Below are 16,251 nucleotides of genomic sequence, written 5' to 3'. Positions count from 1 at the left end.
GTTTGTCTCTCTGGTTTAATTGTGTTGATTAGAATTGAATGCCCAAAGTTTTTGAAACCCCATGCGGAATGTTTAGGAGTGCACTGACAGAGTTGGATTAACAGTCGTGGTAATTCCTACACCTTTTTCAGCATTGAAGGTTATTGAATACTGAGCCTCTCCATTAGCTTGTACTTGTCCAGTCCAAATATTAGGCTGATATTGTTGCGGCGTACCTCCCGCTCCAAAAACACTTGCATTTGAAAGATTGGCAATGCTAAGTTGAACATCAGAGTTAATGTTAGTATTTAGAATTGTCCAACAAATTTTGCTGTTAGTTGTAGCATTAGTTTTAAGAAAGGTTGTTCCTTCTTGTGAACTGCCATTGTTGTGATTGCTATCTACTAGATAGACACCTTTTGTAGAGCCGTTTTGAAGAGCATTGGTATCCACCCAAATTTGAATAAAAATGCTACACTCGCTAGGTTGAATTGTATTAGCCATTGTTTTTACCTCTTGTGTTGTTTTTGTTGATTTAAGATTCGATTGGAGACCGATAAAGGAAAATGTCTGGTCTTTTGGGTTAGGTTAAAGGTGATTGAGTTCAATCACCTTATTTGTTTTTAAAGATGAATAGTAGTAGAACCTGTTTTGCAACCAACAAAAGGAGCGCAGCCAGTGGCTTTAATTGTTAATATATAAGTATTAAAGTCAAAGCTTAACTCAACTTCTGCTTTGAAGCCTAAAGCACTACCACCAATTTTGGCTGTGGGGTGATTAGGATTAAGATCAACCCCAGCAATTCTGATTTTTTGACCTAAAGCATTAATAAAAAGGTCAACTTTAATTTGGGGAGGAGAAATAGACAGAGAATAATCTACTTCAAGAAAACCAAAAAAGGTATAACTACCTGATACAGCTTCTTGGGCAACAGTTGCGGATGTGGGAACTTCCATAGTTGCAGCTTGAGGAACGCCTTGCTCAGTAGAAATGTGAGGCAGTAAATCGGCTTGTGTTGTGGTTACTTGCATGAAAATGACTCCTTATGATATAGATAACTAATTGAGTTAGCCTTGTACACTCCTAAGACACTCTCAAAAATCCATTGCTGAAGTCTTCGAGTTAGACATAATGCTATAAAGCAAAATGTGTTGTCTTTTGAGTTAAAAGTGATTTCTTCAATCACCTTTGATACCAGAATAAGTTTTATTTGTGGTAATGGCAATCTCTAAAATTAATACTTTTCTAATAGGTTTTTTTGAGCAGAATATTAGATTTATATTAGATTTATATTAGATTCAACGGGTCACTTTATGGTATGACTCCCTAATTCCTTAAGGAGAACACATGAATTAATCAGGCGACTAAAATCATCAAAACCCTTTTACCCTCTGATTTGTAGCGGTTTTAGAGGATGAAAAAAAAGCAGCAAAAAAGCGATCGCTTATCCCTCAAGGAAAACACCTGCCCTAAGTAAGGAGATGCTACCACCGAATGATGAGTATAACCTTCCAATTAGTTCTGGCTTTACTTTCCCGTGGTCAAGTGATTTTACAAGGAGAAAACCATGACAAAAAAGCCTCACATTAAACTCATCCACATTGGAGAGTACATGGCTGAAGTGGAAGTAGAACTGATTGAGACTCCCGAAGGATGGTCGCCCTATTTATCATTAGAAGACGCTCAAAAATTAGATGATGTCCGAGAAGCCCTTCGTCAAGGTGATCTACAAAAAGCTTCCCATTTAGCACATCTTTACAAAATTACCCCTCTTGCCGTTTAACTAAACTTTGACCAGAAAAAATTAAAAAGCGATCGCAATCCTTGAAAACAGACAGCGATCGGCTAACTTGTAACTATCATAAGCAACATTATTGGAGGGCTGATAATTCTTCCCGAAGAATACGACGTAAATCGGACTGAGTGAGCGATCGCTCAGAAGGAGATTGGATATATTGTTTTAAAGCCTCATTAATTAGGGTTTGATAACCCATTCCTGCGGTTTCAGCCTGTTCTCGAAAATAAGCTAGAATCTCATCATCTAGATAAATGGTAATGCGTGTTTTTCCCTGAGAGGAAATGAGCGCCCCTCGTTTTCCTTTAGAAAAATCATATTCCTTTCTCATAAGTTTTTCTCTCTTGTTTTGTAGCACGACGAGCGGAAATCAAGCGAATGACTTCACCCCGCAAAGTATAAATAACCACTAATAGTGATCCCATGTTTCCCATCCCCACTGCAATAAAACGTTCTTCTGTTACACAACCGGGATCAAGATCATGAATAGCGAGGGGATCAAAAAACACCATTTCAGCTTCTGCAAAGGAAACACCGTGCTTTTGCCAGTTGGTTTTTGCTTTTCTGGGATCATATTCAAATGTTATACATACATTATATGTATTTTAGAAGGTTGAGTCAAGCTCAAAACCCCTTCAGAGTATCACACGGATCGCCTTACCTTCCCACTTAGAGGGGTATTCAGGGGGAATGACAACTGTGCCATGATGAAGAATCATTTTAAATTCAATCGCTTCCATTCGTTAAGTTTAATAAAGTGTTGTATCAAGTTTAACCCAATCAATCCATGGAGTTTTAGGGGATGAAAAAAAAGCCTAAAAAAAGGGACCGCTTTTTCCCAATCAAATATAATTTAGGTAGAAAATTGCCTAAAAATCGCTATGCTCAACGGGTACAAAATTATTGATGCTGATTCCCATGTCATTGAACCCCCCGCAATGTGGGGACAATACCTAGAACCTAAATTTAGGGAATTTGCCCCTTCTGCTGACATGAAAATCAAAGGAGAACCGATTAGTCAAAAAATCTCCCCACAAGTCCAAGCAGAAGGGAATAAGCAGATGATGCAAGCTCATCCCCATGCTTATCTCAACCGCTATAACCCAGAGTCCCATGTTCAATCTATGACACAAATGGGCATAGATGTGGCTTTTATTTATCCTAATTACGGACTGTGGTTATTTGCCATTGATAGCCTACCTGCTGAAGTGATGGGGGCTTTTGTCCGTGCTTACAATACATGGTTATATGAAGAATTTTGTAGCTATGACCCGGCTAGACTGAAAGGAGTGGCTGCAGTCAATCAACATGATCCCGAAGATATGGTCAAAGAGCTAAACCGCATGGCAAACTTGGGCTGGAAGGCGGTTTTTTTGCGCCCTAATCCCGTTAAAGGCAGAATTTTGAGCGATCCAGCCTATGAACCCTTTTGGGCGGCCTGCGAGGATTTGGACATGGCTGTAGGAATTCATGAAGGCACTTATAGCCGCTTACCCACCACCAGCGCCGATCGATTTAACACCCGTTTTGCCCTTCATGCTTGTTCTCACCCCATGGAGGAGATGATGGCACTGTTAGCCTTAATTGAAGGGGGGGTGTTAGAACGTCATCCGAGGCTGAGAGTGGCGTTTCTAGAATCAGGGTGTGGTTGGCTTCCCTATTGGTTATGGAGACTTGACGAAGAGTATCAAGTTACACCTTGGGAGGTCAAAGATCGGGTAAGATTAATGCCATCAGAGTATTTTCGCCGTCAATGCTTTATTGCCGTTGAACCCTCTGAACCTTATCTGTCCCAGCTTATAGACTACATTGGCAGTGACAATATTATCTTTGGCTCAGATTATCCGCACATGGATCATAAGCCCGATATTGTTAGTCAAGTGCTTAAGCTTGAGAAAGATTTAGCTAAGGAAACAGTAGAGAAGATACTTGCGGACAATCCTAACCGTTTTTATGGCTCAGTCTGAGTTTTTACAGTAGAATCAAATTTATTAACCAACTTCCTGGAGGAATTCACCAATGGCACAGGTCTTTACTCACAGTTATGTTCAAAATTTACAATCAAATTTGTCTATAAAGATTGGACAAGACTTTGGCAGTACTCATAAAACTCCTACTGAACATCAAGACTATTATTTTCAGTTACTTATATTTGAGGAATTAAAGAATCCTCCTAAATTGGTCTATGGCACAAAAAAGAATTTAAAAAATAATTTTAAGATGAAGGAGGATTTTCCGACACCTGGAGTAGAAATTGAACAAGATTTTTTACCAAAACGCCAGGACGACGACGATTCTTCAATTCCTTTTGAATATGGCAGCATGATCCATTGGTTACTGCAAACTCGTAAACTCTCCCAAATGATTGCCTATAGTTGGGTTAATCCAGAAAGTATCCTAGACAATGAGACAAAAACAAGAGTAAGTTTGGTAAAAAAGATTCTTGATTTTGCCAGTATGGAACTGGAAATTCAGTGTGTCACCAATAATGGAATTGAAGACTGCAAAAACGGTCTTGATGATTTACCAAACAAAATTCCAGGAATTAAACTCTTTTCTCATGGAAAAGAGCCGCATTCAAGTTTCTTAATTTCTCCTGACCATATAAGTTTTGAGTTCATCGCTTTAGCCCTTTTGTTGTGTGGTCAGGCATTTTACAAAACAAAAATCAATGAAGAGCCAGAGTATGTCAGAATTTGGGAGCCTATTGCTGACATCAGGCAATTAATTATGGAATTAGGGATTGGGGTAAGTTGGGACACATTCTATGGGACGGTCACCGATCTTTCAGAAGTCGGAAAAAAATCCCAAAATCCCTATAAAAAAGCGATGATACCCTATCCCCCCAGACCCAGTGAATTCAGTCTCAGTCAAGAGGACATAAAAAACTGGGCAGAAGCCCCAGATAAAGATGGACAATATCCATTCTATCCCCCAGAAACAACTGCTTCTAATGAATGGGACACACAATTTGTTAACCCACCTACACCTTATATACCTCTCAGTTGTGTGTAATCAATTGAACTGAAATGAAGATAATCAGTTGTAGAGTCAAGCAATATAGCGGTAAGCGCTTGAGTGAGATACAAACCAAGCTTTGCCTAGCATGGTTTATAGCTCGTGACACTGTACCTCATACGACTGCACACCGCTATAGAAATAATTGAACTTTTTTGCTTGATTCTATAACTAACTTAATCAGTAGCTCATGGAAACAAAATATCAAATCATCGAAAAACTCTACGAAAGTGCTAACTCCTTAGTTTATCGAGGTTTTCGTCATGCCAATAATCAGGCAGTTATCCTTAAAATTCTCAAAGAAAATTACCCAACGCCATCGGAACTCACTCGCTATCAACAAGAATACCAGATCACTCGCTCTTTTAATGTTGATAATATTATTAAAGCTTATGATTTACAGCGATATGAAAACAGTTTAGTTATGGTTTTAGAAGACTTTGGTGGTCAATCTTTAAAATCATTACTAGAGCAAAGTCAATTCAACCTAGAAGAATTTTTGAAAATTGCCATTAAGATTGCTGAAGCTTTAGCTGTTATTCATAAAGCCAATATTATTCACAAAGACATTAACCCTTCTAATATTGTCTATAACCCCAAAACCGAACAACTGAAAGTTATTGATTTTGGTATTTCTAGCCAGTTAGCTCAAGAATTTATCAGCGTTATCTCTCCCCATCAATTAGAAGGAACGTTAGCTTATATTGCCCCTGAACAAACAGGAAGAATGAATCGTGGACTTGACTATCGTAGTGATTTTTATGCCCTTGGAGTCACTTTTTATGAACTTTTAACCAACAGACTTCCTTTTGAAACTACAGACCCAATGGAGTTAGTTCATTGTCATATTGCTCAAGACCCTTTACCCCTACACGAACTGATTCCAGACCTTCCCTTGGCTCTGTCTAATATTATCAAAAAACTATTAGCAAAAACCCCAGAAGAAAGATATCAGAGTGCTTGGGGAATTAAAAATGATTTAGAAATTTGTCTCAATCAACTCAAAAGAGGGGAACAGATTCAGCTATTTTCTTTAGGAAGTCGGGATCTTCCAGAAAAATTTCAGATTCCGCAAAAACTCTATGGTCGAGAACGGGAAGTTGAAAAACTCCTAAACATTTTTGAAAAAATCAATCAAGGCTCATCTGAATTGATCCTGATTTCGGGTTATTCTGGGATTGGTAAAACAGCTTTAGTCAATGAAATTTACAAACCAATTACACGCCAACGAGGACGAGTTATTAAGGGCAAATTTGACCAACTACAACGAGACATTCCTTATTCAGCAATTACTCAAGCTTTTCAAGATTTAGTAAAACAGTTGTTAAGTGAACCAGAAAGACATCTTGAAACCTATAAAGACAAGATTCTAGAAACTTTAGGAAATAATGGTCAAATTATTGTTGAGGTTATCCCTGAACTCGAAAAAATTATTGGTAAGCAACCTCCTGTAGAACCACTGGTTAAAACGGAAAGTCAAAATCGCTTTAACTTATTTTTTAAGCGTTTTCTCACGATTTTTTGTCAACCAGAACATCCCTTAGTGATTTTTATTGATGATTTACAGTGGGCAGATTTATCTTCTCTAAATTTAATTAAGCAATTAATTTTAGAGCCAGATATTAACTATTTTCTCCTAATTGGTGCTTATCGAGATAATGAAGTGGAAACAACTCATCCACTAATGCACACTTTAGGCAAAATTAATCAAGCCCAAAAAACAATTAATACGCTCTCTCTTTCACCTTTAAAAAGGAGAGAGATTAATCAATTAATTGGCGATACTCTAAATTGTTCTAGAGAATTAGCTAAACCCTTAGGGGAATTACTCAGCAGAAAAACCGAGGGTAATCCTTTTTTCTTAACCCAATTGTTTTATTCTCTCTACGATAGAAAATTCCTGTTTATTAGGGAAAATTTAGATTTAAAGAGAGCGAAGTACACAAAACAATTTTATTGGCAATGGAATATACAACAAATTGAAAGTTTATCTATTACTGATAATGTAGTTGATTTAATGGTGAATAAAATTAAAAAATTATCTCAAAATACGCAACAGGTTCTCAAGTTAGCAGCTTGTATTGGCAATCAATTTAATTTAGAAATCCTTAGGATTATTAATAATAAATCTGAAACTATTACCGCTCAAGAACTACAGTTAGCTCTAGATGAAGGCTTGGTGATTCCCCTAGACAAAAATTATAAAATTCCTCTATTATGGAATGGAGAAGATTTGTCAAATAATAAGCTACAAGATGCTTTTAACTATTCTGCTGATATTTATTATCGATTTTTACATGACCGAGTACAACAAGCAGCTTATTCTCTTATTTCTGAAGAAGAAAAAGAATGTTTTCATCAGCAAATAGGACGTATTTTATTAGAGAGTTATCAAGATGATGAGTTACAGAATAAAATTTTTGATATTGTTAATCAGCTAAATGAGGGAGCCCCATTAATTACTGAGCAATCAGAAAAAAATGAACTGGCTAATTTAAATCTTCAAGCGAGTAAAAAAGCCAAAACGTCAACAGCTTATGACTCGGCTTTGAGATATTTAGAAAAGGGGTTAGAATTGTTAGCATTAAATAGCTGGAAAACTGATTATCAATTAACGCTAGAACTTTATGTCGAAACCTTAGAAGCTCTTTACCTAACTACTAAATTTGCTCAAATTGAGGAATTATCCGCCACCATCTTGAAAGAAACTACAGACATATTTGATAAAATCAGAGTATATCAAACACAAATTAGTTATTACTTTGCTATATTTCAACCTCAAAAAGTGGTCGATGTAGCCCTAAAAATTTTACCAGAACTCGGCATCAAAATTTCTCTTCAAGAAAAAGAAATTCAAAAAAGAATTAGTAACCACCAGAAATCCATCGATTTTTTGTTAACAAATCAATCGATTGAGGAGTTAGCAGCTAACCCAATAATGATTGACTCAAAAAACCTAGCAGTAATAACAATAATTTTGCCAATACTATCGGCTTCAAATGTGATAAATTTACCTCTATTTATAGAATTAGTATTAATTTTAGTTCAACTCTGTATTAAACATGGAAATCCACCACAAGCAGATGTTATTTATAGTTATTACGGAATGCTTTTATGTGGAACAATGGAAGAATTTGAATCTGGTTATCAATTTGGAAAATTAGCTATTGATTTACTAGAAAAAAACTATAGTTTACAATCAAAACCACGAGTTATTCTTCTTTATTATGCTTATATATGGTGTTGGAAAAATTCCATTAATAATCAAGTAATTAAAGAAAAACTATTGGATAGTTTACAACAAGGAATAAATACAGAACAGGGTGAATATACTGGGTTTGTTGCTCAAGCCTATTCTGTTATCAAGTTTTTAGGAGGCTGCCAGTTAGAAGAAGTAGAACAAGATTGTGAAAAATATATCCAATTAGCGAGAAAACTCAGCCAAGAATATTCTTGTAAATTTTTATTAATTTTGAGAAACACTGCTGAAAATATACGAAATATTGATCGTTGTCAAAATTTTTTATTGTTAGGAAACTCCCGAAATGAAGATGATAAATATCTCCAAGAATATCTTGAGCAAAATAATCAATGGTTACTCTTTATTTATTATTTCGGAAAAATGGTTAATTGTTATATTTTCAAAGCCTTTTTTGATTCTTTGCAAAATAGTCAATATGCAGAAAAATATGTAGCGGTAACGAGTGGTGCCACTTTATTTAAAGCACAACATAACTTTTATTTTTCTCTGAGCGTCTTAGCTCACTATCCTAACTGCGATCATAATCAACAACAGGAATCATTGAATAAAGTTGCAAAACATCAGAAAAATATGGCAAAATGGGCAAGTCATTGTCAAGCTAATTTTCAACATAAATATGATCTAGTCGAAGCAGAAAAAGCGAGAGTCTTAGGTCAAAACTGGGAAGCTCAAGAATTTTATGAAAAAGCCATTCAAGGAGCAAAAAAATACGAATTTATCCATGAAGAGGCTTTAGCGTATGAGCGTGCCTCTGAATTTTATTTTACTTTAGGTAGAGAAGAAATCGGTAAACTATATCTCAGAAATGCTTATCATTGTTACATTCGTTGGGGTGCAAAGGCCAAAGTTAAACAATTAGAAGAAGAATACCCTCAATATTTATTAGGTATCAGCAATCAAAACAAATCTAAAGGACTGAGTACCACCATTTCAACCACTGGTAATGATGGAGCAGTTCTTGATTTAACCACTATTCTCAAAGCCTCACAAGCAATTTCTGGAGAAATTAAACTGGAAAATCTCCTAACAAATTTAATGAAAATTGTCATTGAAAATGCAGGAGCGCAGAAAGGTTGTCTGATTTTAGAACAGGAAGGAAATTGGGTCATTGAAGCTCAAGGAACAATTGATCAAGAAACGGTTAATATCCTAGAGTCAATTCCCATAGAATCTATCGACCATGATAACTCAATTCCTATCTTACCCACTAGCATTATTAATTATGTCGCTCGTACAAAAGAAACTATCGTTTTAAATGATGCCACATCTGAAGGTCAATTTACCAACGATTATTATATTGTGGCTAAAGAAACTAAATCTATTCTTTGTACTCCTTTACTCAATCAAGGTCAATTAAAAGGAATTGTTTATTTAGAAAATAATTTAACAACAGGCGCATTTACCTCAGAAAGAGTTGAACTATTAAATATTTTAGCAGCTCAAGCCGCTATCTCTATTGATAACTCAAGACTCTATCAAACCTTAGAACAAAGAGTAGAAGAACGGACAAAAGAACTCACAAACACTTTAGAGGTACTGAAAGCAACTCAAGCAGAACTTATCTTTGAAAATGACCTGCTTAAAAGTGCTGAACAACCTCCCAAATTTGTCTATCAAGTGGGGGGCAGTTTACCGATGGATGCACCGAATTATGTGGTTCGACAAGCCGATCGCAATCTTTATAAAGCTCTCAAACAAGGTCTATTTTGCTATGTTTTAAATGCACGTCAAATGGGAAAATCTAGCTTAATGGTACGGATGATGAGCCAATTACAAAAGGAGGGAATTAGATGTGCAGTAATTGACTTAACTCGGCTAGGAACAGACAATATTACCCCCGAACAATGGTATAAAGGATTAGCCGTTGATCTGCTCCGCAGTTTTGGATTAATCAAAGAATTGAAAACTTTTAAAGCTTGGTGGAGTGAACAATTCGACCTGCCTCCTGTACAACGATTAGGACAATTTATAGAAAATTTTCTTCTAGTTAATAATGATTTTAATCAGCGGCAATCTAGACAATCGACTGTTATATTTATTGATGAAATTGATAGCATTTTAGGGTTAAAATTTGATGCCTCTGACTTTTTTGCTTTAATTCGTTCTTTTTATAACCAGAGAGCGATTCAACCTCAATTTCAAGAGCTAACTTTTGCCTTTTTTGGTGCTACCACACCTTCAGCTTTAATTACTGACCCCCAGAAAACACCTTTTAATATTGGTAACGCTATTGAATTAGCAAGTTTTAAAGAACACGAAGCCCAACCTTTATTATATGGGTTAACAGAAAAAGTCAGTAATCTTCAGACAATGCTCAAACAAGTCTTAAGCTGGACGGGAGGGCAACCTTTCTTAACTCAAAAACTCTGTCAACTGATGCGGGATAGTGAGCAACCAATCCCCTCTAATCAAGAAGAACAATGGTTGACCAACTTAGTAGCAGAAAAAATTATTCAAGATTGGGAGATGCAGGATCAACCCGAACATTTAAAAACCATTCAAGATCGCCTTCTTCAAAGTCCAAACCGACCCCAGTTATTAACCTTGTATCGACAAATCCTCCATCAAGAAGCAATACAGATTGATAACAATCCCTATTTACCTGAGTTATTTTTATCTGGATTAGTGGTAAAACGCCATGGAAAAATGGACGTTCATAATCGGATTTATCAGACGATATTTAATACCGATTGGCTTGAGCGATCGCTATCTTAATACCATGGTTCAAAAATTTATTTATACTGAACCAGTATATTGACTTCTAAAGTACTTTTGATACAACTGACAACTGACAATTGCTTGATTTTCTCTGAGTTTAATTAAACCCATACTATTAAGTTTATAAGCAATAATTGGATTAACTATCATTGGTTGATTCCCTTGACAAATCTGTTGAAAAACATCGGCAAGTTCAGGTTGTTTTTGTAAAGTGACCCAGTGCAGCTGTAAATGAGAGGAATAAATCCCCGTTGATGTAGTTGCTGATTTGATTAAATCTGGCATCGTGATTCGCTCTTGGCTAAGATGATAAATCGCTAAATGAATCAAGGCAGGATGTCCCCCCACTAAGTCGATCAACTGTTGAATTTCGTTGATTGCTAATTCATTTAATTGATATTTTTTGGCTAATTCTGCCACTTGTTCTTGACCAAAACCCTGTAACTCTATGGGTAATCCCACATTAAAAGGAGACTGTTCTAATCGCAGAGAAACATAAGATTCTGTGGATTGAACAATAATTAAACGTAATTTCTGCCACAGGGGAGATCGCTTAGATTCTTCATAACAAGCTCGGATTAAAGGTAAAAAATCTTCCGCTACTTTCGGATGTTCAAAGACTCGATGCACTTCATCTAAAGCCAATACCAGTGGCTGTTTTATCTCTCGTAAAATATACTCTTCAAAATAAATTGTCCAACTCATTTTAATTCCTATATCTTCATCCCAATAATCATCTAATTTGGCTTCTAAATTCAACTGCCGAGCGCAATTACGGCAAATCCAGCGTAATAACTTGTTAAAATCTGCTATGATGTTTTGGTCTGCTTTTTGTAAATCTAAACTAACAATTTGATAACCGAATTGTTGTTGACAAGCCTCTAAAATTGTTAATAATAAAGAGGTTTTTCCCCATTTTTTGGGAGCTTTAATGCGAACTAAAGCCCCAGATCGGTCGATTTCCTCGATAATTTTTGCTTCAAGGTTTCTTTGTTTCAGATAGTAAGGAGAATTATAGGGAATAGGAGCATCGGGGTATTCTGGACGCTCATTTTGGAGATATTCCTGACTGCGATACTGAGACGATGTGGAGTTGCTAAAATGAGATTGTAGTCTAGGTAAAAAATTTTTTTTATTGACCGTTTCTCCGATCAGTTGCGAGACTCTATCATAGAGTACTGGGGCAACTACATTGGCAAGATAGCTGCTACTATAACCGTTTTCTTGGGCAATTTCTTGATAGCTCTTTTTCTGCCAAAGTCCTCGCAATAATAATTTTTCTGTCTCATTGAGACAACGATTCTCAAGCTTGAGCAGTTGCCCATTAAGAATCTCTTGGATTTCCTCGAATTTCATTATTTTTATCTAAGGTAAGAAGATTTGAAGAAATAGATTATTTGATTTTCCAGTTCCGTTGCAGCCAGAAATATTGAATCTTGACATAACAGCACCGATTCAAAGTAGAATTGGTATATTTGACAGACAAGCTGACGAGAACCAGTAACCGACAAAATTGTGCGACGGCAACACCGAGAGGGATTAGTTTTCCCCCTTGCTAGGAAATTATAGCATTTCTTGTCAAGGTCAATTACACGGCAGCAATTATCTCTTGATAATTTCTATCAAAACCCCTATCTTCAGGGGAGTATCTCACTTGTGCAGCGAGCATCAATGCTTATGGCTGTCAAAAACTATAAAACCTTGAGTAGTGATTCGATAGTAGTGGTAGTCTGAGAAGCTTATATAGCAAAGATAAGGTAGAATCTTAACTAATATAAAATTGTGCCAAATTTACCCCCCTAAACCAGCATTTTCAGGACTCCCTTTTTGGCATTCCTCTTTTTTTACTTAACCCAAGGGCTCTCTTATTCTTTGTGTGATCTCGCGTAGCGAGCGCGTTGCGACCAGTTTAACTTATATAGGAGCGCTCAATCTTTGTGTCCTTTGTGTCTTTGTGGTTCGTTCCACTCGCTCGCCAGCAGGACTGTATCTTAGAATACATTTTACCCACCAAACCCAAGAGAGCCACTCAATTGACTTGAGAACAGCAATTAACAGACAAATATTATCCCCTAATCACTCACTCTAGCCTTCCTTGTCCTCGCCGTGGTTTTTATCACACTATTAAGCAATGGAAAGCCGAAAAACCCGTGTAAAGATTGTGGTCGTCAGTTTGTCATTGCTCTCAGTCAGAATCAGGTATCAGAAAAAACAAAACAATTAATCGATCAGCTATTGTTAGAGCAAATTTCTTGACGAGGTATTGCCAGAGTAACAGGATTAAGCTGGTCGTGGTTACAGAACCTTCTAAATATTAAATTTAGTGAGTTTCCCCGTCAGGTAAGCGTTTCCGCCAAGCCAAAAGGAAAATTAACTAGAGAAGGTGAGGAACTCTGGTATGATTATTTTCTCCAAGAATAATAAGTAGGTAGGCGTTAAAAATTATCAGACACCCCCGTTATCAAGGGTAGGGTTGATTCATGAATCAACCCTACCTTATCAAGGAGGGCAGGGGGGATCGAACCTAAAATCCATTTTAAATTTAATTATAACCAGCTACTTAAGTTTTATGTCTGGCTAGCAATTGATAGACAAATAAGAGAAATTGTCGGTTGTTATGTGGGAGATAGGGGTCGTGCGTCAGCGCAAAAACTTTGGGAAGGCCTACCTGATGTTTACCGACAATGTGCAGTAGCTTATACAGACTTTTGGGTGTCATATTAAGAAGGTTGTTTCTGGTGGCGTTGCTGATCTAAGAGATAAATCCTCTTTTCTGGGATTTTTCTAGTTGGCATTCATACCTCGATTCAGCCATGCCTAGTATGTTTTTTGACTGCTATTTTTCAATTTTATTAGTGAGAGTTCCCACTACATCAATACCGAGGGTTTGATGGACACTGGCGAGGAATTGATTGACGATTTCGGGATAGACTTTAATCAGGGCAGCGAGGGATTTACCATCACCATTATCAACGATATTAACTCGATCGAGGTGTAAGCGTTTAGGAATTTTGATCGCTTCTTCCAGGATGGTTTCTAACTGTTGAATCAAGAAAATTGCTGATGCTTCGCTGCCGGTGTTTTGCCAGACTTCCGCGAATAATTCGTTAACCAAGGCTTCAGCTTTAGCATTTTCTTCAAAAATTGCCGCTTGTCCTCTAGCGCGGAAAGTTTCAGCTTCCTGCTGCGCTTCTGCGGGTAAAACTTCATCTGCTTGGAGACGTAATCTTTCTAATTCTGCCCTGACCTGTTGCAATTTTTCCTCAACTATAGCACGTTTTTCCTTAGCGGCGGCGATAGTTATTTCTTCTTCCGATTTGGCCTGTTGTTCTAGTTTTGCCTTTAACTTTCTCAACTCGTTTTCTTGCTCTAAAATGATAATTTGATCGCGGGTTTTAGCTACGGTTGCCTGTTCCTCACATTCCGCTGCTATTTGTTCAGCTTCATTGAGGGCATTTGATTCGGCAATTTCAGCATCACGCATGACTAAAGCGATTCTTTCCCGTCCGAGGGAGTTAAGATAATCCACATCATCGGCAACATTTTGAATTTTGAGAGTATCAATTTCTAAACCGAGTTTTAACAGGTCTTGACTGACGTTACTGGTAATACTTTCGGCAAATTTTAGGCGATCTTCGTTCACTTGTTCGGGGGTCATTGTTGCGACTACACCCCGCAAGTTTCCTTCTAAAGTTTCTTTAGCTACGCGAACAATTTCTTCTCGATCTCGGTCTAAAAAACGTTCGATCGCATTGCCGACTATTTCAGGGTTAGAACTAACTTTCACGTTAGCAATTGCCACTATATTCAGGGGAATATTACCCTTAGAATAGGCATTTTTAATCTCGATTCTGATCGGGGTTGTGGTGACATCCATGCGTTTAACGGTTTCTAAAATTGGAATACGAATTGCCCGACCCCCCGATACCACTCGATACCCCGCATCTTGTCTATCTTTTGATTTGCGTTTCATCCCACTCAGGATTACTACTTCATTGGGTTTACAAATACACAAAAAAGAATTGAAAAACCAAATCGCACCAATCCCAAAAAATATCAATAAAGCAATGGGAACACTATTCAATAATAAATTGCCAGCACTGTTGTTATTATTATTGTCGTATTGATTGGGATTGATTTGGATGAGATAGGAATTATTTTGACTATTCATAGTTAGTTACCCTTTGGTCTAGAAGAAATTACAAATCGCCTCTGATATACTTTTCCGCAATGACTAAAACTTTATTGTCTGTGCAACTGAGAATAAATGCTTGATCCCCGACATTAAATTGTTCTTCCCCTTCTGTTATCGCTACTATATCGATCAGACTATCTCCGACATTAACTCGTACTTTCCCCTTGCTATTTTTGTCGAAGGGGATTTGAACAACTCCAATTAAACCGATGAGAGAGTGATGATCGACAATACTATTTACCTGTTGGTTGCAGCGTCTTAACTTGACTAAAATTAGGAGTAGAATAGCCAAACCAATACCTACCCCTAAAGAAATTAAAACGATTGTGAGCAGTTGAGCATTCATAAGTTTAGTTATTTACCGTTATAGTTGCCCCCAATCTAATTACCGTTAACTAATTCGAGACTTCGGCCATTTCAATCACGCGATCAGCATTATCTTTGACCAAAAAATTTAAAGGTTTATTGCGACGAACTTTATACTTTAAGCGTCGTGATTCCACCCGCAGCAGAATTTGTTCTAAACAATCGTGATCAAAACAAACGTGACGATGACGATCCTTATAACCCGCGGTTGCCCCACCAACGATGTGCAGTTGGGTATTTTTCTTTAACTGATACCATAAACCCTGGGGTTGATCTCCCAAAGAAGGGTTGGCAGTAGTCACAGCCGGATTACTAGACATATAAAATGGGTCAATCATATTATTGCCCATCGTCTGCTCATAATTGTAATAGTAATGGAGGGGAACATCGGCCGTGGGTAAATTTAAAAGTCCTTCATAAAATTGTCGGGCTGTCTCCAAATCTGTCACCATGATTGTATGAACTTTTGGGGCGCTAGTTAGAAACATCCACATGGCTAAAGCATAAGCGGCCAGAAGCATAACCATAATCCCCTGGGTGGACAGGAGAGTATCAAGGGGTAGGAAAGCGCCGAAGAAAAGATGATTTATCAACACTGATGTGATCCTATTGTCTAAGAATTTCTATCATTCCCTAATTATAATCACGACGCTGAAACTTAAGTTAACGGGGTGGGGAGTGACCAAGTTCCGTACATTTGTATTAAAATGCTCCCTACCCAGTTTAAATGCAGTACAATTTACCTCAAATTCTCCTATGGGATGAATAAGTAGCTGGTTATATAGCGTTTTTCAGTCTGCTGAGGTACAAAAGTTATGGGTTTTAGGCAAAAGGCAAGAGGCAAAAGTCAAAAGGGAAGAAAAATATGTGTACCTCACTAGCTTATAGCGGTGTGCAGTCGTATTAGGTACAGTGTCA

General features: G+C 37.2%; 12 protein-coding genes. 4 read left to right on the top strand and 8 right to left on the bottom strand.

Going from position 1 to position 16,251, the window contains the following annotated elements:
* Positions 1 to 72: 72 nt before the first annotated feature.
* Positions 73 to 483, bottom strand: a complete 411-nt coding sequence (locus O9334_RS06815) for a DUF8788 domain-containing protein (protein ID WP_002798103.1) — start codon at positions 481 to 483, stop codon at positions 73 to 75.
* Between the two features lie 119 nt (positions 484 to 602).
* Positions 603 to 1,010: a hypothetical protein gene (locus O9334_RS06810; protein ID WP_002798105.1), complete on the bottom strand. Its 408-nt coding sequence runs from the start codon at positions 1,008 to 1,010 to the stop codon at positions 603 to 605.
* Positions 1,011 to 1,546: 536 nt separating this feature from the next.
* Here O9334_RS06810 and O9334_RS06805 point away from each other — a divergent pair.
* Positions 1,547 to 1,762, top strand: coding sequence for a hypothetical protein (locus O9334_RS06805; RefSeq protein WP_045357900.1), 216 nt, complete (start codon positions 1,547 to 1,549; stop codon positions 1,760 to 1,762).
* An 88-nt stretch (positions 1,763 to 1,850) separates the two neighbouring features.
* On the opposite strand, the gene O9334_RS06800 is transcribed toward O9334_RS06805, so the two are convergent.
* Both O9334_RS06800 and O9334_RS06795 read right to left on the bottom strand, forming a co-directional pair.
* Positions 1,851 to 2,105, bottom strand: coding sequence for a BrnA antitoxin family protein (locus tag O9334_RS06800; protein WP_002738362.1), 255 nt, complete (start codon positions 2,103 to 2,105; stop codon positions 1,851 to 1,853).
* Complete coding sequence (locus O9334_RS06795) at positions 2,089 to 2,361, bottom strand: BrnT family toxin (protein WP_287691338.1); 273 nt, start codon at positions 2,359 to 2,361, stop codon at positions 2,089 to 2,091. The genes O9334_RS06800 and O9334_RS06795 overlap by 17 nt, the downstream gene beginning before the upstream one ends.
* Before the next feature lie 294 nt (positions 2,362 to 2,655).
* On the opposite strand from O9334_RS06795, the gene O9334_RS06790 reads away from it, so the two are divergent.
* The 3 genes from O9334_RS06790 (at position 2,656) to O9334_RS06780 (ending at position 10,769) form a co-directional block, all read left to right on the top strand.
* On the top strand, positions 2,656 to 3,741 hold the full coding sequence (locus O9334_RS06790) for an amidohydrolase family protein (protein ID WP_287999715.1): 1,086 nt from the start codon (positions 2,656 to 2,658) through the stop codon (positions 3,739 to 3,741).
* Positions 3,742 to 3,793: 52 nt separating this feature from the next.
* Positions 3,794 to 4,789 carry a hypothetical protein gene (locus O9334_RS06785; RefSeq protein ID WP_287999714.1) on the top strand — a complete coding sequence of 332 codons (996 nt, stop codon included), beginning with the start codon at positions 3,794 to 3,796 and terminating at the stop codon, positions 4,787 to 4,789.
* 193 nt (positions 4,790 to 4,982) lie between these two features.
* A complete protein-coding gene (locus tag O9334_RS06780; protein ID WP_287999713.1) occupies positions 4,983 to 10,769 on the top strand; it encodes an AAA family ATPase in 5,787 nt (1,928 codons plus the stop codon).
* Between the two features lie 21 nt (positions 10,770 to 10,790).
* Here O9334_RS06780 and O9334_RS06775 read toward each other — a convergent pair whose 3' ends face one another.
* The 4 genes from O9334_RS06775 to O9334_RS06755 all read right to left on the bottom strand — a co-directional run bounded on the left by O9334_RS06775 (position 10,791) and on the right by O9334_RS06755 (position 15,929).
* Entirely contained in the window at positions 10,791 to 12,128 is a 1,338-nt protein-coding gene (locus tag O9334_RS06775; protein ID WP_287999712.1) for an AAA-like domain-containing protein, read from the bottom strand.
* Between the two features lie 1,480 nt (positions 12,129 to 13,608).
* Positions 13,609 to 14,943 carry a flotillin family protein gene (locus O9334_RS06765; protein WP_045357884.1) on the bottom strand — a complete coding sequence of 445 codons (1,335 nt, stop codon included), beginning with the start codon at positions 14,941 to 14,943 and terminating at the stop codon, positions 13,609 to 13,611.
* A gap of 28 nt (positions 14,944 to 14,971) precedes the next feature.
* Positions 14,972 to 15,313, bottom strand: coding sequence for a hypothetical protein (locus O9334_RS06760; protein ID WP_287999711.1), 342 nt, complete (start codon positions 15,311 to 15,313; stop codon positions 14,972 to 14,974).
* Positions 15,314 to 15,362: 49 nt separating this feature from the next.
* Positions 15,363 to 15,929, bottom strand: coding sequence for a hypothetical protein (locus O9334_RS06755; protein ID WP_024971048.1), 567 nt, complete (start codon positions 15,927 to 15,929; stop codon positions 15,363 to 15,365).
* Between the last annotated feature and the right edge of the window lie 322 nt (positions 15,930 to 16,251).

The organism is Microcystis sp. LE19-8.1F (assembly GCF_027531715.1).
GTDB classification, from domain to species: Bacteria; Cyanobacteriota; Cyanobacteriia; order Cyanobacteriales; family Microcystaceae; genus Microcystis; species Microcystis wesenbergii_A.
This window is presented reverse-complemented; position numbering and strand designations above follow the sequence as displayed.